General features: G+C 61.0%; 21 protein-coding genes. 12 read left to right on the top strand and 9 right to left on the bottom strand.

What is annotated here, in order from left to right; all coding sequences use genetic code 11:
- Window positions 1–128 precede the first annotated feature (128 nt).
- Window positions 129–3,002: an EAL domain-containing protein gene (locus ACQRBV_RS09515; RefSeq protein ID WP_060756619.1), complete on the bottom strand. Its 2,874-nt coding sequence runs from the start codon at window positions 3,000–3,002 to the stop codon at window positions 129–131.
- Window positions 3,003–3,280: 278 nt separating this feature from the next.
- Between ACQRBV_RS09515 and uvrD the strand changes: the two genes are divergently transcribed.
- The 3 genes from uvrD to ACQRBV_RS09500 all read left to right on the top strand — a co-directional run bounded on the left by uvrD (window position 3,281) and on the right by ACQRBV_RS09500 (window position 7,169).
- Window positions 3,281–5,464 carry a DNA helicase II gene (gene uvrD / locus ACQRBV_RS09510; RefSeq protein ID WP_060756618.1) on the top strand — a complete coding sequence of 728 codons (2,184 nt, stop codon included), beginning with the start codon at window positions 3,281–3,283 and terminating at the stop codon, window positions 5,462–5,464.
- A gap of 289 nt (window positions 5,465–5,753) precedes the next feature.
- Window positions 5,754–6,626 carry a Tim44 domain-containing protein gene (locus ACQRBV_RS09505; protein ID WP_411984896.1) on the top strand — a complete coding sequence of 291 codons (873 nt, stop codon included), beginning with the start codon at window positions 5,754–5,756 and terminating at the stop codon, window positions 6,624–6,626.
- A 135-nt stretch (window positions 6,627–6,761) separates the two neighbouring features.
- Window positions 6,762–7,169 (top strand): SMI1/KNR4 family protein, encoded by a 408-nt coding sequence (locus ACQRBV_RS09500; protein ID WP_411984895.1) that lies wholly within the window; start codon window positions 6,762–6,764, stop codon window positions 7,167–7,169.
- Window positions 7,170–7,186: 17 nt separating this feature from the next.
- On the opposite strand, the gene ACQRBV_RS09495 is transcribed toward ACQRBV_RS09500, so the two are convergent.
- On the bottom strand, window positions 7,187–8,950 hold the full coding sequence (locus ACQRBV_RS09495; RefSeq protein WP_060756615.1) for a cation:proton antiporter: 1,764 nt from the start codon (window positions 8,948–8,950) through the stop codon (window positions 7,187–7,189).
- Between the two features lie 290 nt (window positions 8,951–9,240).
- Between ACQRBV_RS09495 and ACQRBV_RS09490 the strand changes: the two genes are divergently transcribed.
- Entirely contained in the window at window positions 9,241–9,723 is a 483-nt protein-coding gene (locus ACQRBV_RS09490; RefSeq protein WP_016978672.1) for an acyl-CoA thioesterase, read from the top strand.
- Here the strand turns inward: ACQRBV_RS09490 and pdxY are convergent, their stop codons facing one another.
- The gene (gene pdxY, locus ACQRBV_RS09485) at window positions 9,724–10,596 is read right to left on the bottom strand and encodes a pyridoxal kinase PdxY (protein ID WP_411984894.1); all 873 of its coding nucleotides are present in this window, start codon (window positions 10,594–10,596) and stop codon (window positions 9,724–9,726) included. It abuts the gene before it with no gap.
- 117 nt (window positions 10,597–10,713) lie between these two features.
- Here pdxY and ACQRBV_RS09480 point away from each other — a divergent pair, with 117 nt between their 5' ends.
- Window positions 10,714–11,109 (top strand): DUF3301 domain-containing protein, encoded by a 396-nt coding sequence (locus tag ACQRBV_RS09480; RefSeq protein ID WP_060756613.1) that lies wholly within the window; start codon window positions 10,714–10,716, stop codon window positions 11,107–11,109.
- Here the strand turns inward: ACQRBV_RS09480 and ACQRBV_RS09475 are convergent.
- The 4 genes from ACQRBV_RS09475 to dksA are packed head-to-tail and all read right to left on the bottom strand — an operon-like array spanning window position 11,103 to window position 14,394.
- The gene (locus tag ACQRBV_RS09475) at window positions 11,103–12,065 is read right to left on the bottom strand and encodes a CobW family GTP-binding protein (RefSeq protein ID WP_411984893.1); all 963 of its coding nucleotides are present in this window, start codon (window positions 12,063–12,065) and stop codon (window positions 11,103–11,105) included. The two genes, ACQRBV_RS09480 and ACQRBV_RS09475, sit on opposite strands and share 7 nt — an antisense overlap.
- A 44-nt stretch (window positions 12,066–12,109) precedes the next feature.
- Window positions 12,110–12,754 carry a DUF1826 domain-containing protein gene (locus tag ACQRBV_RS09470; protein WP_411984892.1) on the bottom strand — a complete coding sequence of 215 codons (645 nt, stop codon included), beginning with the start codon at window positions 12,752–12,754 and terminating at the stop codon, window positions 12,110–12,112.
- A complete protein-coding gene (zigA, locus tag ACQRBV_RS09465) occupies window positions 12,754–13,962 on the bottom strand; it encodes a zinc metallochaperone GTPase ZigA (RefSeq protein WP_411984891.1) in 1,209 nt (402 codons plus the stop codon). Before zigA ends, ACQRBV_RS09470 begins: the two co-directional genes overlap by 1 nt.
- 27 nt (window positions 13,963–13,989) lie before the next feature.
- Complete coding sequence (dksA, locus tag ACQRBV_RS09460) at window positions 13,990–14,394, bottom strand: RNA polymerase-binding protein DksA (RefSeq protein ID WP_060756609.1); 405 nt, start codon at window positions 14,392–14,394, stop codon at window positions 13,990–13,992.
- 125 nt (window positions 14,395–14,519) lie between these two features.
- Here dksA and ACQRBV_RS09455 point away from each other — a divergent pair, with 125 nt between their 5' ends.
- Window positions 14,520–14,888, top strand: a complete 369-nt coding sequence (locus ACQRBV_RS09455; RefSeq protein ID WP_244384804.1) for a glutamine synthetase — start codon at window positions 14,520–14,522, stop codon at window positions 14,886–14,888.
- On the opposite strand, the gene ACQRBV_RS09450 is transcribed toward ACQRBV_RS09455, so the two are convergent.
- Window positions 14,885–16,108 (bottom strand): N-acetylmuramoyl-L-alanine amidase, encoded by a 1,224-nt coding sequence (locus tag ACQRBV_RS09450; RefSeq protein WP_198761054.1) that lies wholly within the window; start codon window positions 16,106–16,108, stop codon window positions 14,885–14,887. The genes ACQRBV_RS09455 and ACQRBV_RS09450 overlap by 4 nt on opposite strands.
- A 128-nt stretch (window positions 16,109–16,236) precedes the next feature.
- Between ACQRBV_RS09450 and folE2 the strand changes: the two genes are divergently transcribed.
- From folE2 to ACQRBV_RS09420, 6 genes are all read left to right on the top strand, one after another.
- The gene (gene folE2, locus ACQRBV_RS09445; RefSeq protein WP_411984890.1) at window positions 16,237–17,127 is read left to right on the top strand and encodes a GTP cyclohydrolase FolE2; all 891 of its coding nucleotides are present in this window, start codon (window positions 16,237–16,239) and stop codon (window positions 17,125–17,127) included.
- Window positions 17,124–17,792: a metal ABC transporter ATP-binding protein gene (locus ACQRBV_RS09440; protein ID WP_060756605.1), complete on the top strand. Its 669-nt coding sequence runs from the start codon at window positions 17,124–17,126 to the stop codon at window positions 17,790–17,792. Before folE2 ends, ACQRBV_RS09440 begins: the two co-directional genes overlap by 4 nt.
- Window positions 17,792–18,658 (top strand): metal ABC transporter permease, encoded by an 867-nt coding sequence (locus ACQRBV_RS09435; protein WP_411984889.1) that lies wholly within the window; start codon window positions 17,792–17,794, stop codon window positions 18,656–18,658. The genes ACQRBV_RS09440 and ACQRBV_RS09435 overlap by 1 nt, the downstream gene beginning before the upstream one ends.
- A gap of 11 nt (window positions 18,659–18,669) precedes the next feature.
- Complete coding sequence (locus ACQRBV_RS09430; protein WP_060756603.1) at window positions 18,670–19,548, top strand: metal ABC transporter substrate-binding protein; 879 nt, start codon at window positions 18,670–18,672, stop codon at window positions 19,546–19,548.
- Window positions 19,549–19,618: 70 nt separating this feature from the next.
- Window positions 19,619–20,179, top strand: a complete 561-nt coding sequence (locus ACQRBV_RS09425) for a DapH/DapD/GlmU-related protein (RefSeq protein WP_060756602.1) — start codon at window positions 19,619–19,621, stop codon at window positions 20,177–20,179.
- A gap of 3 nt (window positions 20,180–20,182) precedes the next feature.
- Window positions 20,183–21,520: a dihydroorotase gene (locus ACQRBV_RS09420; RefSeq protein WP_411984888.1), complete on the top strand. Its 1,338-nt coding sequence runs from the start codon at window positions 20,183–20,185 to the stop codon at window positions 21,518–21,520.
- Here ACQRBV_RS09420 and ACQRBV_RS09415 read toward each other — a convergent pair.
- Window positions 21,517–22,038 carry a DUF3617 domain-containing protein gene (locus ACQRBV_RS09415; RefSeq protein ID WP_161548549.1) on the bottom strand — a complete coding sequence of 174 codons (522 nt, stop codon included), beginning with the start codon at window positions 22,036–22,038 and terminating at the stop codon, window positions 21,517–21,519. The genes ACQRBV_RS09420 and ACQRBV_RS09415 overlap by 4 nt on opposite strands.
- Between the last annotated feature and the right edge of the window lie 43 nt (window positions 22,039–22,081).

Here is a 22,081-nt window from a genome sequence, read left to right as displayed (position 1 = left end):
TGTAGCAAGCTTGTAGTTATACTACAAGAATTGTCGTTTTGCCCGTCCGATGCATCACTAAATCGCCCTGCTGCCCTTTGAATCAAAGGGCAGGTACTTTGGTAGCCACAAAGGCGCTCTCGCGGTCGCTAAGGAAAATCTGCATTTTTCCGTAACAATTGCGCCAGCCCCTGCGCCTGCATCGGCCGACTGATCAGGTAGCCCTGCACTTCATCGCAACGCTCCCTGCGCAGGAAATCAAGCTGCTGCTGATCTTCCACACCCTCCGCCACCACTTTGAGCGACAGCCCGTGCGCCATGGCGATGATTGCACGGGTAATCGCGGCGTCTTCACGACCTTGGCCAAGGCCACGGATGAATGCCTGGTCGATCTTCACGTAGTCCACCGGGATACGCTTGAGGTAGCTGAGGGACGAATAACCGGTGCCGAAGTCATCGATCGCCAGTTTCACCCCCAAGTCACGCAGTTGCTGGAAGGTCGCGATGATGTGCTCGACGCTGTCGAGCAGCTGGCTTTCGGTCAGTTCCAGTTCGAGGTATTGCGGGTCCAGGCCGGTTTCTTCCAGCACTTGGCGCACCAGGCTGACCAGCTTGCCATGGCGCAACTGGTGCACCGACAGGTTCACCGACACCCGGATCGGCGCCAGGCCCTGGCGCTGCCACTCACACGCTTGCCAGCACGCCTGGCGCAGCACGAATTCGCCCAGTGGTGCGATCAAACCCGTCTCTTCAGCCAAACCGATAAAGTCCCCCGGCGGTACCATGCCCCACTGCGGATGCTCCCAGCGCACCAGTGCTTCGGCGGCGTTCAGGGTGCCAGTGGCCAGGCACAGTTTCGGCTGGTAGAACACCGTGAGCTGACGCTCGTCGATGGCTTTGCGCAGCTGGTTTTCCAGCTGCAATCGCTCCAGGGTGCTGGCTTGCAGGCTGTCGGTATAGAACTGGAAGTTATTGCCGCCCAAGTGTTTGGCATGCTGCATGGCCATGTTCGATTGACTGACCAATGCGGAAATTTCCCGCGCGTTATCCGGCAACAGGCTGACGCCCATCGAGGCACTGACCACCAGCTCGTGCCCCTCCACCGTCACCGGCACCCGCAGCTTGGCCAGCAGACGCGTGGCCACCCGCGCCAGGCTCGACAGGTTGCCGTAGGCATCGAACAGCACTGCAAACTCGTCGCCGGACAGCCGCGCAATGGTATCGGCCTCGGGCAACGCGTTGATCAAGCGGCGTGCCATTTTTTGCAGCAGTTGGTCGGCGACTTCATGGCCCAGGCTATCGTTAAGCAGCTTGAAGCGATCCAGATTGATATGCAGCAGCGCCAGGCTGCGCCCGCCCTGGCGCACCCGCGCATGGGCCTCACGCAGGCGTTCGCGGAACAGCGAGCGGTTGGCCAGGCCGGTCAATTCATCGTAATGGGTGAGGTAGCGCATGCGCTCCTCGGATTCGCGCCGCGCCGACAAATCGGCGAAAAAGCCCACGATATGACTGACTTTTCCACGCACATCACGTACGACATTCAGCTGTAGCCACTGCGGATACAGCTCGCCGTTCTTGCGCGTTTCCACCAGTTCACCTTGCCAGGTGCCGTGGCTGAGCAGGGCCTGGCGGATCACCGGGAAGTGACGGCGCGCATCGCGGCTGCTGGGTAATTCCACAACGTTACGGCCGATCATGTCGTCGATTTCGAAGCCGGTGACACGGCTGAACGCCTGGTTCACGGCGATCAATACATAATCCGGGTCGAGAATCACAATGCCTTCGCTGGCGGCCTCGAATACCGTTGAAGCCAGACGCTGCTGCTCTTCAAGCGCCTTGCCGGCACTGATATCACGACGAGTGCCGAGCATGCGCGTTACCCGTCCGCTGGGCGCCCACTCCACCGCGCGCCCCCGGTCTTCGATCCACACCCAATGGCCGTCGCCGTGACGCACGCGATATTCCACCTGATAGTCCTCGCTGCGGCCTTTCAGGTGTTCGACCAAGGCACGCTTGAGCAGCGGCAGATCCTCGGGGTGCAGGCGCGGCTTCAGGTGGCTGAGCATCGCCGTGACGTACTCCGGCTCCAGCCCGAACAGCTCTTTGAGCTGGGTGTGATGGACTTCGTCGGTTTGCAGGTTCCAGTCCCAGAGGCCCAGCTCGCTGGCCTGCAAGGCCATGGCCAGGCGCGCTTCGCTCTTGTCCAGGGCAAGGCTGGCGGCGTCCAGCTCCTGGCTGCGTTGTGCCACACGATCTTGCAGGCCGGTCTGGGCGTCGCGCAGTTCCTGTTCAGCCTGACGGCGCTGTTCGACTTCGCGTACCAGTTCCTGATTCAACTGTTCACTGCGTTGCTGTGCCTGCTGCAGATGCTCGATCAGGGCCTGGTTCTGGAAGCGTCGCAGCAACCCGCGCTGGATCAGGCGGTTGACCTGCCAGGCGACCAGGCTCAAGGACGCCAGCAGGATCAGGCCCAGCACACCCCAGCCTTGCTGCTGCGGGCCACCGCTCCAGAACAGATAAAGGATGGTCGGCACCAGGCACGGCATGGCAAACGACAGAAACGCCGGCAGGCTCACGGCATAGGCCACGCTGGCCGACAACGCTGCGGCCCCCAGCAGCCCGAACACCCAGGCCTGTTGTATAAAGCTGTCTGCCGGCACCAGCGCAATGGCGGCGATGGCCAGGGTCAAGCCGCTGACTGTCGAGCCGAGCATGAACATGCGCTGCCAGATCGGCTGGGCCTGGCGGCTGGGCATGGCTGACTCGAAGGCCGCCACCTGAATGACGCGCATCGCCACCAGGGCCAGCAACCAGACCAGCCAGATGCTGTCCAGCACGTACAGCTTGGGGCTCCACAACAGCCAGGCGCAGACCAGGCCATTGACCAGCATTAATAAGGTGGGCAGCAGCGAGCCCTGATACAGCAGACGCGTGCGCTCTACCGCCATCTCGGTTGCATAGTCTTTACGGATGACCTGTGCGGGCGCCGCCGAGGTGCCAGGCAGGTCGGTGCTGAGGGTCATAGGCAGTGTTCTTGTAATGGTGAGCCCGAAACGTCGACGGAGCATACACAAGCAAACGCGTGGGCCAAACTGCTCCATGTCATAAAAGCCGCTCGATGTTTGTGTGCAAAGATCGAGGCTGCACCGCTTGAGCGAGACGCTGCGCGGGTTGCGGCCCATGACCAACCGGTCATCACCAGCGGCGCAATGACAGCCGGTCGTCGCCGCGCCTGACACATTGCATCGACCACCCGGCATTGGGATTTGCCCGTCTCCCCCCAGCACCCTAGAATGCGCCGATGCGCGATGATCTCTCTCTTTTGCTGAACTCCCTCAACGATGCCCAACGCCAGGCCGTAGCGGCCCCCGTTGGCCGTCAGTTGGTCCTGGCCGGTGCTGGCTCCGGTAAAACCCGAGTGCTGGTGCACCGTATCGCCTGGTTGATCCAGGTCGAGAACGCGTCCCCGCATTCCATCCTGTCGGTGACGTTCACCAACAAGGCCGCTGCCGAAATGCGCCATCGCATCGAGCAGTTGATGGGCATCAGCCCGGCCGGCATGTGGGTGGGCACGTTCCACGGCCTGGCGCACCGCCTGTTGCGGGCACATTGGCAGGAAGCGGGCCTGAGCCAGACCTTCCAGATCCTCGACAGTGACGACCAGCAACGCCTGGTCAAGCGGGTGATCCGTGAACTGGGCCTCGATGAACAGCGTTGGCCGGCGCGACAGGCGCAATGGTTCATCAACGGGCAGAAAGACGAGGGCTTGCGCCCGCAACATATCCAGGCCAGCGGCGATTTGTTCCTGGCCACCATGCGCAGTATCTATGAAGCCTACGAGGCGGCCTGCGTGCGCGCCGGTGTCATCGACTTCTCCGAACTGCTGCTGCGCGCCCTTGACCTGTGGCGTGACAACCCAGGCTTGCTGGCCCATTACCAGAAACGCTTCCGCCACATCCTGGTGGACGAGTTCCAGGACACCAACGCCGTGCAGTACGCCTGGTTGCGCCTGCTGGCCAAAGGTGGCGACAGCCTGATGGTGGTCGGTGACGACGACCAGTCGATCTACGGCTGGCGTGGCGCGAAAATCGAGAATATCTACCAGTATTCCGAAGACTTCCCGGACGCGGTCACCATCCGCCTGGAGCAGAACTACCGCTCCACCGCCGGTATCCTCAAGGCCGCCAACGCCTTGATCGCCAACAACACCGGGCGCCTGGGCAAAGAGCTGTGGACCGATGGCGGCGAAGGCGAGGCGATCAACCTGTACGCCGCGTTCAACGAGCACGATGAGGCCCGCTACGTGGTGGAAACCATCGAAAGCGCGCTGAAAACCGGCCTGGCACGCAGTGATATCGCGATTCTGTATCGCTCCAACGCCCAATCGCGGGTACTCGAAGAAGCCTTGCTGCGCGAGCGTATCCCGTACCGCATCTATGGTGGCCAGCGCTTCTTCGAGCGCGCGGAAATCAAGAATGCCATGGCCTACCTGCGCCTGCTGGAAGGTCGTGGCAACGATGCGGCGCTGGAGCGGGTGATCAATATCCCGGCCCGTGGCATCGGCGAAAAAACCGTCGAAGCAATTCGCGACCATGCGCGCCATGCCGATGTGTCGATGTGGGAATCCATGCGCCTGCTGATCGCCAATAAAGGCCTCACCGGCCGCGCCGCCAGCGCGTTGGGCGTGTTTGTCGAGCTGATCGAGAACCTGGCCGCCAAGTGTGCCGACATGCCGCTGCACTTGATGACCCAGACCGTGATCGAACAATCCGGGCTGATCGCCTATCACGAAGCGGAGAAAGGCGAGAAAGGCCAGGCTCGGGTAGAAAACCTTGAGGAACTGGTCAGCGCCGCCCGCGCCTTCGAAAACACCGAGGAAGACGAAGAGCTGACGCCGCTCGCCGCTTTCCTTGGGCATGCTTCGCTGGAGGCCGGCGATACCCAGGCCGATGAGCATGAAGACAGTATCCAGTTGATGACCTTGCACAGCGCCAAGGGCCTGGAGTTCCCCTATGTGTTCCTGGTGGGCATGGAAGAAGGCCTGTTCCCGCACAAAATGAGCCTGGAAGAGCCCGGTCGCCTTGAGGAAGAACGCCGGCTGGCCTACGTGGGCATCACTCGCGCGATGCAGAACCTGGTGATGACCTACGCCGAGACTCGACGCCTCTACGGTAGCGAGACCTACAACAAGGTGTCGCGCTTCGTACGTGAAGTGCCCAAAGGCCTGGTTCAGGAAGTGCGCCTGTCCAACAGCGTCAGCCGCCCGTTCGGCGGCGGCCAGCAGCAGAACTCCAGCAGCATGTTTGCCGGTTCGGACATTCCGGAAACACCATTCAGCCTTGGCCAGCAGGTCAGGCACGCGATCTTTGGTGAAGGCGTGATCCTCAACTTCGAAGGCGCCGGCGCCCAGGCACGGGTACAGGTGAATTTCGCCGAAGGCAGCAAGTGGCTGATGATGGGTTACGCGAAGCTCGAAGCCGTCTGATCATTCCCACGATCTGCGTGGGAATGCAGCCCTGACGCTCTGCGTCCGCCGTTCAGGTCGTGACGCGGAGCGTCACATGAGGCATTCCCACGCGGAGCGTGGGAACGATCGGTGTGAGGAGTCCTGGCCCTCCCTTGTTTTTCGGCGTTGCGGGCCAATATCTGTAACTAGTCCTACAGACCCTTCGGAATCGGTCTTACGCAAAAGCCCGAAACATTATGTCGCTAGCCACTGTCACGACACCTGTGCAACATGGCGCGCGTGCAATCCACAAATGGGAATTCCCTTTATGAAACGTTTTCTTAGCATCGCCATGGCGTTGTGCATCGGCCTGACGATGAGCCTCGACGCCAACGCCAAACGCTTCGGTGGCGGCAAAAGCATGGGCTCGGCACCGACTCACCAGACCAGCCAGATGGCTCCGTCCGCCGGCGGCATGGGCGGCGCTGCCGCAACCGCTGGTGCAGCCGGTGCCGCGGGCGCTGCTGCCAAGGCCGGCGGTGCTTCGCGCTGGTTGGGCCCTCTGGCCGGTATCGCCGCCGGCGGCCTGCTCGCCTCCATGTTCATGGGTGGCGGCTTCCAGGGCATGCAGATTTTCGACATCCTGATCCTGGCGGTCATCGCCTTTGTGATCTTCCGCTTTATCGCCGCTCGTCGACGCAAGCAACAGGAGCACCTGGCTCCAGCCGGCGCGCCGATGCAGCGTGAAGTGTTCGAACAAAAACCTGCCATGGGTTCGATCTTCGGTGGTTCGGCTGCTCCTGCGTCCGCACGCCCGGTCATCAATGCACCCGCCTGGTTCAACGAAGAACGCTTCGTCGAAGCTGCCCGCAACCACTTCCAGTCCCTGCAGCAACACTGGGACGCCAACGAAATGGACAAGATCGCCGAGTTCGTGACCCCGCAGTTGCTGGAGTTCCTCAAGCGCGAACGCGCCGATCTGGGCGACGGCTTCCTGTCGACCTACATCGACGACCTGCGCGTCCAGCTGGACGGTGTGGATGATCGCGCCGACAAGACCATCGCCACCCTGACCTTCAGTGGCGTGTCGAAGACCTCGCGTTTCGACCAGGGCGAAGTGTTCAGCGAAAGCTGGAACATGGAACGCGTCCAAGGCGACAACCAGCCTTGGCTGGTCGCAGGTATCCGCCAGAACGGCTGATAACTGCGCGCTTGAGCACTTGGTAATAAAACCCCGGACCTGTTCCGGGGTTTTCTATTTCACGGTTGCACTTATAGCGAGCTACTGTATAAAACGCCTCTATAAACCGCGCCAACTAGCAAGAGGATCCCGGCCGTGGAAGAAATCATCGAACAATTGCGTGAAGCCAATGAACCGGTCCCGGTTCCTCTGGAACTGCCTGACGAAGACCAGTTGGTGGAAATCGAGGAACAGCTGTTCATCGATATCCCGTTTGTCTTCCGCGAATTCCTGCTGACCGTCAGCGACGTGGTGTACGGCAGCCTCGAGCCCGTGACCGTGACTGACCCGCAATCTCATACCTACCTGCCCGACGTGGCCGCAAATGCCTGGGATGCCGGGGTTGACCGCAGCCTGATTCCGATCTGCCAGGACGGCGACGACTACTACTGCGTCGAAGAAGACGGCACCGTGGTGCTGTGGTCCGGCGAAGAAGAACTCGTCACCGAAGAAACCTGGGAGTCGGTGTGGCACTGGGCACGGGACGTGTGGCTGGAAAGCTGAGCCCCGTTTCCTGACCTCTAGTGCTCCGGCGTATCCTTGTGGTTATCCAGCGTCTCCAGCAAGGCGACCTGCATCCGCGTATGCACGCGGATGAACCACCGCCAGAGCACCGCCGCCACCGCCGCAGTCACCACGGCTATCAATACCAGTAGCTTGTTGGTCGGCAGGATACTGGCCGACAAGGCTGCCAACAGCAGGAAGATCACCAGCAACGACAGGATCGGGATCAGTTCGGCGATCACCCGTCGTACACGCTGGGTATGCCGCCCGGCCATCTCCGGTTTCACGCTCATCTCCGCCAGTAACATCGACAGCGCCTTGAGCTTGCGATACGCCGCAATCAAAAACGGCAACGACAGCAGCAATGCTCCCCCCCAGATCAACGCCTTCTGCCAGCTCGGATCACTGATCCAACCCTGCAGATACCCACCGATACGTACCGCAAAAAAGCTGCCGGCGAAGAAGATCGCCACCACGAGCGCCAGGTTCACTCCCACCTGCAGGATGATCTTGCGGATCATCGACGCCAGCATCGCGCCTTCCCCTTGGGGCTGAATGCTGCGCAACCATTCGCCATACATCCCGAACACCCGGCCCAGGCGCTTGGGCATCACCGCAGCAAGCTTCAACGACAGTGGGTCGGCCCCGCGAATCAAGTACGGCGTAAGCAGCGTGGTGATCGCCGACACGGCCACTGCGACCGGATACAGGAAATCGCTGGTCACCTGAAGCGTCATCCCCAGCGCCGCGATGATGAAGGAAAACTCGCCAATTTGTGACAGCCCCATGCCCACCCGCAAGGAAGTGCGCCCATCATTGCCGGCGATAAAGGCGCCCAGGCCGCAGGAAAGCATCTTGCCCAGCACCACGGCTACGGTGATCACCGCAATCGGCCAGGCGTACTGCAGCAGGATCTGGGGGTCGATCATCAGGCCGATGGCTACAAAGAAAATCGCGCTGAACATGTCGCGAACAGGCTCGATCAGGCGTTCGATCTTAAGCAACTGCCTGGATTCGGCCATGATCGCACCGATCAGGAACGCCCCCAGCACCATGCTGTATTCGAGCTTGACCACCAGCAGGCAAAAGCCGAAACACAGGCCCAGCACGGTGATCAGCAGCATTTCATTGCTGTCGAACTGGGCCACGTAGGCCAGCAGGCGTGGCACCAGCAAAATGCCGATGACCAGCGCCACAATCATGAACAGTGAAAGCTTGCCCACGGTGGAGAACACCTCACCGGAACTGACCGTGCCACTGACGGCAATGCTCGACAGCAAGGCGATAATGCCGATGCCAAGAATGTCTTCGACGATCAGCACACCGAAGATCAACTGGGCGAAACGCTGGTTTTTCATCTTCAGGTCATTGAGCGCCTTGACGATGATGGTGGTCGAGGAGATCGCCAGGATCGCGCCGAGGAACAGCGAGTCCATGGTGTTCCAGTCAAACCAGCGGCCGATTTCGTAGCCGATCCAGACCATCAGGATGATCTCCAGGAAGGCTGCGATAAACGCCGTGGCACCCACCTTGAACAGCTTGCGCAGGCTGAACTCCAGGCCCAGGCAGAACATCAGGAAGATCACCCCCAGCTCGGCGAGGGTCTTGATGGTGTCTTCGTCGTGGATCAGGCCGAACGGCGGGGTATGCGGGCCGATGATGAAGCCGGCGACGATGTAACCCAGCACCACCGGCTGCTTGAGGCGATGAAACAGGATGGTAACAACCCCTGCCACCAGCATGATCACGGCCAGATCCTGGATAAAGCTGATGGCGTGCATGGCGAGGGGCTCCTTGAGGTACCGGCGCTTTTCCCACTTCCACCCGCGCCTTTGAACTGTCGCAAAGTGCGGAGGGAAAAGTCTGCCTTGATCGTAAGAAATGCCCTGAGATGGGCTTTTGAAGGTTAACACCGCGACTTCCGACAGAAAGCCGGTGCAATATATGGAAACAGATCGGTCCCGGCGTGACGGCGAGCCGCCCACCGGCGTCCCGTTAGGGAGAGCGCTGCAAAGATTTCAGCACCCGCAGAGGTGCCCCCCAACCGATGCCTACAACCCGTGAGTGTGCTATGGAACCCGGAAACGCCCAGCTGTCGATGACGGTATTGATGACCCCTGACATGGCCAACTTCTCAGGCAATGTCCACGGCGGCACCCTGCTCAAATACCTCGACGAAGTGGCTTACGCCTGCGCGAGCCGTTATGCCGGGCGCTATGTCGTCACGCTGTCGGTCGACCAAGTGATTTTTCGCGAACCGATCCATGTCGGCGAGCTGGTGACCTTCCTCGCCTCGGTCAACTACACCGGCAACACCTCAATGGAGGTGGGCATCAAAGTGGTGACCGAGAACATCCGTGAGCGCTCGGTGCGTCACACCAACAGCTGCTTCTTCACCATGGTGGCCGTGGACGACCAGCGCAAACCTGCCGCCGTACCGCCGCTGCAGCCACAGAACAGCGAAGACAAACGCCGGTTCGTGCAGGCCCAGCAGCGCCGGCAGATCCGCCAGGAGCTGGAAAAGCGCTACCAGGAAATCAAGGCTGACGCTTGATCACAGCCCGATCGGTGTAGCCTCGAAGCGCACCCGTGGATGAGCGATACGATCCTGGGCTCGCACCAGTTCCAACTCGTAACTGGCGCAGGCCTGGGTTTCCAGCAGGACTTCATGCACCGCTGCCGCCGTGAACTCGAAGGCTGCCAACAGGCTGTCGCCCAACAACACCCGCGCCAGGAACAGCCCGGACGTCAGATCGCCCACCCCCACCGGCTGACGCGGGAAAGCCAATAACGGCCGGCGCAAATGCCAGCTACCCTCCTCCGTCACCAGCAGCATCTCGAAGCCATCCGGGAGTTTGCCCGGATAATCCAGGTGCTTGACCAGCACCGCTTTCGGCCCCCGCGCCAGCAATGCCTTGGCCATGCCCAGGCAGTCGAACAACGATTGCGGCTTGCGCCCGGCAAAGCTGTCCAGCTCCAGTTGGTTGGGGCACAGGAAATCTGCCATGGCAGCGGCTTCATCGAGCAGGAAATCGCTGACTTCCTGAGGCACGATGCAGCCTTTTTCCGGATGCCCCATCACCGGGTCGCACAGGTACAAGGCCCTGGGGTTGATGGCCTTGATGCGCGCCACCCCGGTGAGAATCGCACGCCCCTGAGCGGCGCTGCCCAGGTAACCCGACAGCACCGCGTCGCAGTTACCCAGCTCACCAATCGCGGCAATACCTTCCACCAGCGCCGGAATTTGCTGTGGCGCCAACACTTCTCCTGCCCACTGGCCATACTGAGTGTGGTTGGAGAACTGCACCGTGTTGAGCGGCCAGACATTCACCCCGACCCGCTGCATGGGGAACACGGCGGCGCTGTTTCCGGCGTGGCCAAAGACCACATGAGACTGGATCGCAAGCAGATGAGGTGTGCGTTTCATGCGGGAGATTTCCGTAAAGCCATTGAAATTCTGGCCGGGCAGTATGCGACTAAACGCAGCCTGTACGACAGACCAGCGACACAGTTAAGCTGCTCTCACTTTGTTGGAGTTCATCGCATGCTGACCCTGGGAAACATCTTTGTGTTGATGCTGCTGGCGACGGGTGCCGCCTGGGTATGGCACAACCACGGCCTGCGCGAGCGGGCGCTGGAACGGGTCAAACAGCATTGCGCCAAGCTCGACATCGAACTGCTCGATGGCGCGGTGGCGTTGAAACGCATCGGTTTTGTGAAGGATGCCAACGGTCGGCGGCGTCTGGCACGCATCTATAACTTCGAGTTCACCGTGACCGGTGAAACCCGTCATCCCGGGACCATCACCCAGTTTGGCGCCCACAGCGCCCAGATCGAACTGGCGCCCTACCCGTTCGAGATCAAGACTCCCCTGCCCAGCGCCGAGGTGATTGAGCTGAGCCAGTGGCGTCAGGACCATGCCACCAAACACCGTCACTGACGGCAGGCGGCCAGCGCATGCTGCAACGCGGCCACGTCCTGTGGTTCGCTGAAAATCAATTCCAGGCGTGAATCGCGCCGCCATTCGCTGGGTTGCCAGATGAGCGGGCTGTTATCCACAGCGTTAGCCGAAACCCAGCCTTCGCCGCTGTGGATAACCAGCTTGGCACGACGCCATTCCAGGCTTGCCAGCCATTGATGCAGGCGCCGCGTATCGAATTGCTGGCCAGGGTGCCAGCGCCATCCGATGCTCCAGCCGCCCTCTTGAGATTGGCTCAGGCAGATAGGCTGCGCGGGGTCGTTCCAGACGGTCGGCATCTGCGCAAGACGGTTGGGCATTGGGATGTTATCCACAGCCGTCGTCGCATTTGAATTCAAGCCTGGCAATTGCGCCAACGGCAGTTGCGCCTGCTGGGTCCAGTAAAGCGGGCAGCCGGGCAGTTGTCGTTCAATAGCCGTGCGCTGAGCGGCATCCAGCGACTCATCCTTGTTCAGGACCAGCAGGCCGGCATGGGCCAGTGTTTCTCGTTGCGCTTCGGGCAAGACTTTGCCCGCCGCCAACGCCTGGGCGTCCAGCACCAGCACACAGGGTTGCACCGCCAACACCTGTTGCCAGGGCGCTTCCCGCAGTTGCTTGAGTAATTGCGCCGGATGGCCCAGCCCCGAGGGCTCTATAAACAAGCGATCCGGCTTGGCCTTACGCAGCAAACGGCCCAGGCCCACTTGGAAAGGTGCACCGTTCACACAACACAGGCAGCCTCCGGCCACTTCGCCCAGGGCAATGCCATCGTCCTCCTGGGTGAGCAAAGCGGCGTCCAGGCCGATCTGTCCAAACTCGTTGATCAATACGGCCCAACGTTCGTTGGCCGGGCGCTGGGCAAGCAGATGCTTGATCAAGCTGGTCTTGCCGGCCCCTAATGGCCCGGCAATCACATGGGTGGGAATGTTCTGCAGCATGAGGGGAATCATTCAGGGCGTGTAGAAAGCTTGATCCTACGCGGTTATGCAAGCCAATCCAGCGTCAGGATCAACCGTCGCTCATCTGCGTTGAGCGCTGGTGAGCGGTGAATCAAGCCATGCCCTTCATTGCCATGCCATTTAGTGCCCTTGAGCAGGGCGACTTCGCCACAGTGAATCTGCTCGATGCGCTCGACGGGTTCGGCCTGTGGCTGGCCCAGTTTCCGGCGGTCCATCTCGCCTTCGCGCAACCATTGGCTACCAACCCCGGCATAGGTGGTGATCAGTCGCACCGGCACGTGGTCGACGTGAAAACGTGGGCACATGGCCTTGTCCAACAGCCGCAGGCGCACCCCCACCCGCTTGGCGCCCAGCAGACACGCAAAGGCGCTGACCAGCCACGACACATCGGCGATAAAACCTTCGTAGCCTTCCAGATCACGGCAACCGGACGCCAAGCCCTGCAAGTCCGGTACGGCATTCTCATGGTTAAGCTCGATCACCAGGGACTCGGCCAACGGCTCGTTGAGCGCCACCAGCAAGGCACCAAACTCAGCAATATGCAGCGGTAATGGCCGCTGCCAGAGTGCCAGGTTGACGCCGTCTTCAAGAATGTCGGCCAGCGTCAGTGGGGTTTCGCCGCATGTCTGGCGGATCACCGGCAACGGCGTGATAACCGGGGCGAGCATCAGGCTGCAACCTCTTCATACCAAGGGCCGAAGGGATCGACCAACTGACGCCATCCTTCGACGCCCAGGGCCATTTCTTCATCGGTGAGCAGGCACGCGTCCAGTTCGGCGAGCATCCGGGCGAAGTCGATGTTCTGGCCGATGAAGACCAGCTCCTGGCGACAGTCGCCGGTGCTCAATTGCCAGTTGCCCATGATCGCCGCGATGCTTTCTTCATCTTGAGGCCATTGGCTTTTCGGCACAAAACGCCACCAGCGACCGGCGAAACCATGGCGCATCAACCCTCCCGCCTGAGACCAACTGCCTGCATCCTGATGTTTGCTGGCCAGCCAGAAAAAACCCTTGGAACGCAGCAGCTTGCCGTTGACCCACGGACGGTCGATAAAGTCGAAAAAACGCTGCGGATGAAACGGACGACGCGCGCGGTATGCCGTGGACGCAATGCCGTACTCCTGCGTCTCTGGCACATGCTCACCGCGCATTTCCTGCAACCAGCCCGGCGCCTGGGAGGCGCGCTCGAAGTCGAAGCGGCCGGTGTTGAGGATCTTGGCTAACGGCACTTCGCCCATGACCATCGGGATGATTTCCGCGTGGGCGTTCAGGCGTTCAAGAATGGCCATCAGCTCTTCGCGCTCGCGACTGCTGATCAAGTCGATCTTGCTGATCAGGATCACGTCAGCGAACTCGATCTGCTCGATCAACAGGTCGGTGATGGAGCGCTCATCCTCTTCACCCAGGGTTTCGCCCCGCGAGGCCAGGCTTTCGGCAGCCTGGTAGTCGAGCAGGAAGTTCATGCCGTCGACCACCGTGACCATGGTGTCCAGGCGGGCAATATCGGCCAGGCTCTGCTCGTTTTCATCGCGAAAGGTGAAGGTTTCAGCCACGGGCAACGGTTCGGAAATGCCGGTGGATTCGATCAGCAGGTAATCGAACCGACCCTCCTTGGCGAGTTTTCCGACTTCTTCCAGCAAGTCTTCACGCAAGGTGCAGCAGATGCAGCCGTTGCTCATTTCCACCAGTTTTTCTTCGGCACGATTGAGCGTGACGTCACGCTGAACTTCGCTGCCATCAATGTTGATTTCGCTCATGTCGTTGACGATCACGGCTACCCGCAGGTTTTCGCGGTTGCGCAGGACGTAATTGAGCAGCGTGCTTTTACCGGCGCCGAGAAAGCCGGACAACACAGTAACGGGAAGACGGTGGGTCATCAGGTAATCCTCATCAGGGGTGGCCGGTCAAATCGCCCGTTTATGGCGTTCGCGCAGCTCTTCACGTTCTTTGGCTTCGATACACAGGGTGGCCGTGGGACGCAGCAGCAGACGTTGCAGGCCGATGGGCTCGCCGGTTTCACGGCACCAGCCGTATTCGCCGCGGGCCAGCCGCTCCAAGGCGTCGTCGATCTTGTCCAATAGCTTCTTTTCGCGCTCCAGCAGGCGCAGTTGCCATTGGCGCTGTTCTTCGGCGCTGCCGACATCCGCCGGGTCGCTGTTGGTTTCCTGCTCGCGTAACGCCAGGAACTCGGCGTCGATACGCGCTTGCAGCTCATTGCGCTGGGCCAGCAACAGCTCGCGGAAGAAGCCTTGCTGGGCCTCATTCATGTAATCGGCGGGCGGTTGGGCCAGGAGGTCTTGCTCAGTCATGGGAAACGGTTCATGGGTCAGGCGGTTTTTAATGTTATAGTATAACAACACAAATAAGCCAATCCCCCTTGCTCGTTACGACGAAGGGCGCAATGCTGAAACACTCTCTTGTTGCGAGAACCCCGATGAAATACCTGTTGTGCGCGCTCTTGTTGGCTGCGGCAGGCCAAGCCCACGCTCAAACGCCGAGCCTGCTGGCCAACTGCACGCGCAGCGCCAACTTGCTGGCCTGTGTGGACCCATTGGGGAACGCCTATAGCGTGGCGACTGTCGGCAGCACCACGTATTTGCGCGGGTTCGAAGTGATCGGCAAACGCTACTGGGCGCAGACCAACAGCCGTTACGGCCAGCTGACGTTCTTTACCGGTTTGGCGTCCGATGGTGAGGCGTGGGTCGGCTACACCCGGCGCGTGGGCTGGACCACCCTCAACCGGTTCTCCAGTTCAGGTGGCGCCAGCGCCAAGTTCACGTGCAGCCGTATCACCGGTTGTTAGACCTGGCCGTTCTTTTGCTCCTGAACCCAGGCCATATAGCTGTTCATCGGCGGGTTCTTCTGGAAGTATTTTTTCAAGCCTTCGAACAGGCCATCTGCTACCGCTTGTTGATGACGCGCCGTCACCAGCCGCTGAGCGTCCTGAGTGTTGGAGATAAACCCGGTTTCCACCAGGATCGACGGTACATCCGGTGACTTGAGCACTGCAAAGCCTGCCTGCTCGACGCGTTTCTGGTGCAGTGTGGTGATGTTTTGCAGGCTGCCTAATACCGAGCTGCCCAATTGCAGACTGGACGCGATGGTGGCGTTCATCGACATATCAAGAATCACCCCCGCCAGCATCGGATCCTTGTCCTTGAGATTGAGCAACGTGGTGGCGCCGAGCAGGTCCGCGCCGTTTTCGCGCTGAGCCATGAAGCGCGCCGTGGCAGAGGTAGCCCCCCCTTCGGAGAGTGCATACACCGACGCGCCGGAGGCCGTCAGCCGTGGCGCGGCATCGGCATGCACCGAGATGAACATATCGGCCTTGTGCTGACGGGCGATGTCCACGCGCTTGCGCAGCGGCACGAAGAAGTCGTCATTGCGCACCAGCTTCACGGAAAAGCCCTTCTCGCGCTTCAAGCGTTTAGCCAGCAACTGCGCGATGGACAGCACCACGTCTTTTTCGCGCTGGCCTTTGGAGCCAACGGCACCTGGGTCCTTGCCGCCGTGGCCGGGGTCAACCACCACGATGATGTCACGCTTGGGGTGCGCTTTATCTACCGTCGCCGCTGATGCAACTGCTGGGGGCGCCGTTTCTGAGGCAATCAGGCGAGGCGCGTGGGTGGCATTAGTCAGGTCCAGCACCAGGCGGTGACCTTGGCCATCCTGCGGCGGTAAGAGAAAGCTGTTGAGCTGCATCGGCGCGGCCAGGTCCAGCACGATACGGGTGTCGTTTTTGCCGAAATGCCCGGAGCGGATCGAGGTGATCCCGCTGTTTTTCAATGCCAGCTGAGAAAAATCCCCCGCGAGCCCGGCACCGCTCAGGTCGATGATCACCCGTTCCGGTGCGGTCAGGGAAAAGGTCTTGTATTGCACCGGACCGCTGAGATCCAGCACCAACCGCAGTTTGTCATCCGAGCGCCACAGGCGCGCATTGCGAATCTGCGTGGCGTAAGCCCCCAAAGGCAAGGTGAACAGGGGACTGACCAACAGCAAGTTAAGGAGCTGACGTCTGTGCATGGCAAATACCGCAAATAAAGGAGCGTCCCTGCTCGACTTGACTGAAGAAAGGGTGAAGCAGAAAAATCATCGTCGACTCAATAGTTATAATATAACATGTCTTTTTATTTCCAACGATGGACCTGCCCATGAATGCGCTGACTCTGCCGGATATTGCCGCGCAGGCTTCACGCCAAGCCTTGCCACTCGATTGGGTGGGCATGTGCGGCATCGCCCTGCCCATCCTTATCGATGGCCAACGTCTGACCGCCATTGCCGACGCCGGCGTCAGCCTGGACGATGGCGCGGCCCGTGGCATTCACATGTCACGCTTGTACCTGGCCCTGGAAATGCTGGATCAGCAGCTTCTTACGCCTGCACTTCTGCGTAATGTACTTCAACGTTTTCTCGACAGTCATGAAGGATTATCTAAGAACGCTTACTTGCGTATTCACACGGATCTGCTGTTGAAACGCCCGGCTCTCGTCAGTCCATTGGCCGGCTGGAAAAGCTACCCGGTGAGCATCGAAGCGCGTCTGGAAAACCAGATGTTCCACGTGGAACTAAAAATTGACGTTACCTACTCCTCAACCTGTCCATGCTCGGCAGCCCTCGCCAGGCAGTTGATTCAGCAGCAATTTCTCCAGGATTTTGCCAATACCCAGTTGCAGCATGCGGACGTGTTGACCTGGCTCGGCAGCGCCAGCGGCATCGTTGCCACTCCCCATAGCCAACGCAGCAGCGCCCAATTGCACGTTCAACTGCAAGGCGAGCACCTGCCCTTCACTGACCTGATCAATGACGCAGAAGCCGCCCTGGGCACCGCCGTACAGACCGCAGTGAAACGAGCGGACGAACAAGCCTTCGCCCTGGCCAACGGGCAGAACCTGATGTTCTGCGAAGACGCCGCCCGCCGCCTGAACCTCGCCTTGAAACGCTCGGATGCCGTCAAAGCCTTCCACCTGAAAGTGATCCACGCCGAAAGCCTGCACGCGCATGATGCCGTGGCTGAAAGCCGCTGGACGAGACCCTCTGCATGATCACCTGCACCGCCTTACGCTGGGGCGCTCCCGGCCAGCCACTGACGCCCGCCCTGGATCTCACGCTGGCAAAAGGCAGCCTTACAGGGATCATTGGTGCCAACGGCACTGGCAAAAGCAGCCTGCTCAAAGTCATCGCCGGCCTGCAAAAGCCGCTGGCCGGCAAAGTCAGCGTGGAGGTGCCACGCCGCGGCGGCTTGTCGTTCCTGCCCCAGCAACAACACCTCGATCGCCAGTTCCCCATCAGCCTGCAAGAGTTGGTCGCCGCCGGCTTCTGGGGCACCCAGCTCAGCCCGCAGCAACGCAGCCAGCGTCTGCAAACAGTACTGAAAGACTGGTGCCTCAGCGGCCTTGAGCACCGCCCATTGATGGCGTTGTCGGGTGGCGAATTGCAGCGTGCACTGCTCGCTCGCATGAGCCTGGCTGAGGCGCCAGTCTTGCTGCTGGATGAGCCTCACGCGGCGCTCGATGAAGAAGGCCAGGCGCTGTGCTGGAAACATGTACATGCCTGGCATGAGGAAGGCCGCACCGTGGTTATCGTTTGTCACGACCTCGCCTCCGTGCGCCATCACACCCAGCAAGTGGTGCAGATCAAAAGCACTGGCTGCGTGTTCGGGTCGAGCCAGGAACTGATCCGCCCACAACCGCACATGCAGGTGGCTTGATGCATTTCACCGCCCACCTGTGGATGCCCTTCCATGACTTCGTCTTCATGCGCCGCGCGCTGATCGGCGGCCTGGTGCTCGCCTGCAGCACAGCGCCGCTCGGGGTATTCCTGATCCTGCGGCGCATGAGCCTGATCGGCGACGCCGTCGCCCACGGCATCCTGCCCGGCGCCGCGCTGGGCTTCTGGTTCGCCGGCCTCAGCCTGCCTGCCTTGACCATCGGCGGCCTCGGCGCAGGTCTGAGCATGGCGGGTTTATCCGCATGGATCACCCGCCGCACCGGCCTGCGTGAAGATGCCAGCCTCGCCGCCATCTACCCCATCTCACTCGCCGCCGGCGTGCTGATCCTCGGCCTCGCCGGCAAGCGCCTGGACCTCTTGCACCTGCTGTTCGGCTCCGCCCTGGCCGTGGATGAAACCACTTTGACAGGCATGCTCTGGGTCTCCGGTTTCAGCCTGGTCGCCATGGCAATGATCTATAAGCCGCTGCTGCTGGACACCCTCGACCCGCTGTTCCTGCAAACCGTCAGTCGCCTCGGCCCCCTCGCACACGGGTTGTTCCTGACCCTGGTGGTGCTGAACCTGGTGATCGGCTTCCAGGCCATCGGCGCATTGATGGTGGTGGGCTTGATGATGCTGCCGGCCATCGCTTCACGCTTCTGGAGCCGGCGCCTGCCGGTGTTGATCGCCGTCTCGGCGGTGCTGGGATGCCTGTCGGTGTGGTTGGGCCTGTTGTTGTCGTTCTACTACTCGCTACCCAGCGGCCCGGCCATCGTGCTGGTGGCTGGCGGCGGGTACCTGCTGTCCGTGGTCTTCGGTCCGGTGCACGGCTTGCTGCGCCGCCCGCCTTTGCTTACATCCCAATGAGGTGTTTCCCGATGCGCGCTCTACTCGTGCTGTTCAGCCTGCTGCTACCGCTGTCGATGGTCCAGGCCGCCGACAAACTCCAGGTGGTTACCAGCTTCAGTATTCTCGATGACATCACCCACCAGATCGGTGGCGATCATATCCAGATCAGCAACATGGTCGGCCCCGACGCCGACGCCCATACCTACGAGCCCACCCCGGATGACGCCAAGGCGCTGCTCAAGGCCAAGCTGATCATCAAGAACGGCCTGGGTTTCGAGCCGTGGCTTGACCGCCTGGTGACCAGCACCGAAACCAAGGCGACCGTGGTCACCGCCAGCAAAGGCGTGATTTCCCACACCATGGAAGAAGACGGTGAAACCATCCCCGACCCACATGCCTGGCACAACCTGGCCAACGCCGAAATCTACGTGAACAACATCACCAAGGCGCTGGTGGCAGCCGACCCGGCCAACAAGGCCGATTACCTGCGCAACAGCCAGGCGTACCTGAAAGAGATCTACCGCCTGCTGGCCGAAGCCAAAACCAAATTCGGCGCACTGCCAGCGGGCAACCGTCGCATCGTCACTTCCCATGACGCGTTCGGCTACCTGGGCCAGGCCTACGGCATCCAGTTCCTGGCACCTCAGGGCCTGTCGACGGAACGTGAGCCTTCGGCCGCCGAAGTGGCCGCGCTGATCACCCAGATCCGCAAAGACAAGGTCAAGGCCGTGTTCATGGAAAACATCAAGGACTCGCGCCTGCTCAAGCAGATTGCAGACGAAAGCGGCGCGCAGATCGGCGGCACGCTGTACTCCGACGCCCTCGCCGCAGAAGGCCCGGCCAGCACCTTCACCGGGCTGTTCGAATACAACCTCAACACCCTGTGCGCCGCCCTGAGCAAACCATGACCTTGAGCATGCTCGACCGGGAAAAGACGGCCCCTGGCAATTACGTCCCTATCATTACGGAGCCAGACGCATGATCCGCAAGAACCCTTCCGGCGATCTCCCAGTGATCGCCGAATCGGCCTACGTCGACAAGACCGCAATCATCTGCGGCAAAGTCATCATCGGCGAGAATGTGTTCGTCGGTCCCTATGCCGTGATCCGCGCCGACGAAGTCGACGCGTCCGGCGACATGGACCCCATCACCATCGGCGCCAACTCCAACATCCAGGACGGCGTGGTCATCCACTCCAAATCCGGCGCGGCGGTGACGATTGGTGAGTTCAGTTCCATCGCGCACCGCTCCATCGTCCACGGCCCCTGCACCGTCGGCGACCGAGTGTTCATTGGCTTCAACAGCGTGCTGTTCAACTGCGCCGTGGGCGACGGTTGTGTGGTGCGCCACAACTCGGTGGTCGACGGCCGCGACTTGCCCGCCGCCTTCTACGTGCCGTCCACCACGCGCATCGGGCCTCACACCGACCTGTCGCAGTTCCCGCCGGTCAGTGTCAGCGCCTCGGAGTTTTCCGAAGACGTGGCCCGCACCAACGTCGACCTGGTGCGGGGTTACAAAGCCCTGCAAAACGAGTTCTGAGCCATGAGCCGCCTGCTGATCCGCAATGCCCGCCTGGTCAATGAAGGCCTGGAGTTCGACGCCGATGTGCTGGTCGCCAATGGCCGTATCGAGAAAATCGCCGGCAGCATCGAAGGCGGCAACGAGCCGGTAGAGATCGACGCCCAGGGTCAATGGCTGCTGCCAGGCATGATCGACGACCAGGTGCACTTTCGCGAACCTGGCGCACCGGACAAAGGCAGCTTCTACAGCGAGTCCCGCGCAGCGGTGGCCGGCGGCATCACCAGTTTCATGGACATGCCCAACACCCACCCTGCCACCCTGACCCTGGAGGCGCTGGCCGATAAAAAGCGCCGCGCCGCCTTGAATTCGGTGGCCAATTACGGCTTTCACTTTGGTGTGAGCAACGACAATCTCGATACCGTGGCCGCCCTCGACCCACGGGAAGTCGCCGGGGTCAAAGTGTTCATGGGGGCCTCCACCGGTAATATGCTGGTGGACGACCCGCGTATTCTGGAGCGACTGTTTGCCGAAGTGCCGACCCTCCTGCTGGCCCACTGTGAACACACGCCCAGCATCCTGGCCAATGAACAGCGTCTGCGCGAGCGCTTCGGCGAACGGATTCCCGCCGTTGCCCACCCACTGATCCGCGATGCCGAGGCCTGTTACCGCTCGTCTTCGTTTGCCGTGGAGTTGGCCCAACGTCACGGCACGCGGTTGCATGTGTTGCACCTGACCAGCGCGCTCGAACTGGCTCTGTTCGAAGACAAACCCTTGTCTGAAAAACGCATCACCGCCGAGGTCTGCGTGCACCACCTGTTGTTCGATGACCGCGACTATCACCGTCTCGGCCACCAGATCAAATGCAACCCGGCCATCAAGACCCGCGCCGACCGCGACGCTCTGCGCCGTGCCTTTTTGAGTGATCGCCTGGATGTCATCGGCACCGACCATGCCCCGCATACTTGGGCGCAGAAACAGCTGGGCTATCGAGAGGCGCCGTCCGGGCTGCCGCTGGTGCAGCATGCGTTGCCGGCGTTGCTGGAGTTGGTGGCTGACGGGCACCTGCCGCTCACCACGCTGGTGGCGAAGACCAGCCACCGAGTGGCTGACCTGTTTGCCATTCCCGAACGCGGCTACTTACGCGAAGGCTATTGGGCCGACCTGGTGCTGATCCAACCCGAGCCCAAAGGCAAACCCGTCAGCAGTCAACCGATCCTGGCACGCTGCGGCTGGACACCGTTTGCCGAACGCAGCTTTCGCCACAGCGTCAGCACCACATTGGTGTCCGGCCACCTGGCGTGGCACAACGGCCAGGTCGTCGACAGTTGCCAGGGCTTGCCCCTGCATTTTTTGCGTTAAGCGCGGGGTTTGACCGTACCGCAGTCGTTGCCCAGCCACTGGGCATGGGTGTCGAGGCTGCCCTTCTGCTGGATGCCAGTGGCATTGAAGGTGCCGTTGACGGTGGTGGTGAACTCCTTCTGGCTCTGGAAGGTGGCGACGCCACTGCCTTGGGCTTTCGGGCAACTGAAACGGAATTTCCACTGGTTGCCGGTCTTGTCGGTCACTTCCTGCCTGCAGCCCGATTGCGGGTCGGTCAGCGGGATCGAATCGGAGGCGACCTGAGCAGGCGTGAGGCACACCTGCACGCCTTTGCCGGCCATGGTGATGCCCTGTTTTTCCAGCATTGCACGTTGTTCGGGAGTCATCTGTTGCTTGAGCTGACCGAGGATCAGCGAAAGGTCCGGCAAGTCCTGGTTATCAACTTTCATATTGCTGGTAGTCAATTCCCACAACCCCGGCGCCAGCATCTGCGCCTGAGCCGCCACGGGCAGCGACAATCCAACAACCATGGCCAAACCAAGCAGACGAGCATTCATCGAGTAACTCCTGGGTAATTGTGGGCGTTAGACGCCGCAAAGG

Source organism: Pseudomonas sp. R11F, assembly GCF_050312575.1.
GTDB lineage: Bacteria > Pseudomonadota > Gammaproteobacteria > Pseudomonadales > Pseudomonadaceae > Aquipseudomonas > Aquipseudomonas palleroniana.
Note: the sequence above shows the minus strand (reverse complement) of the source record. Positions and strands in the feature narration are given on the sequence as shown.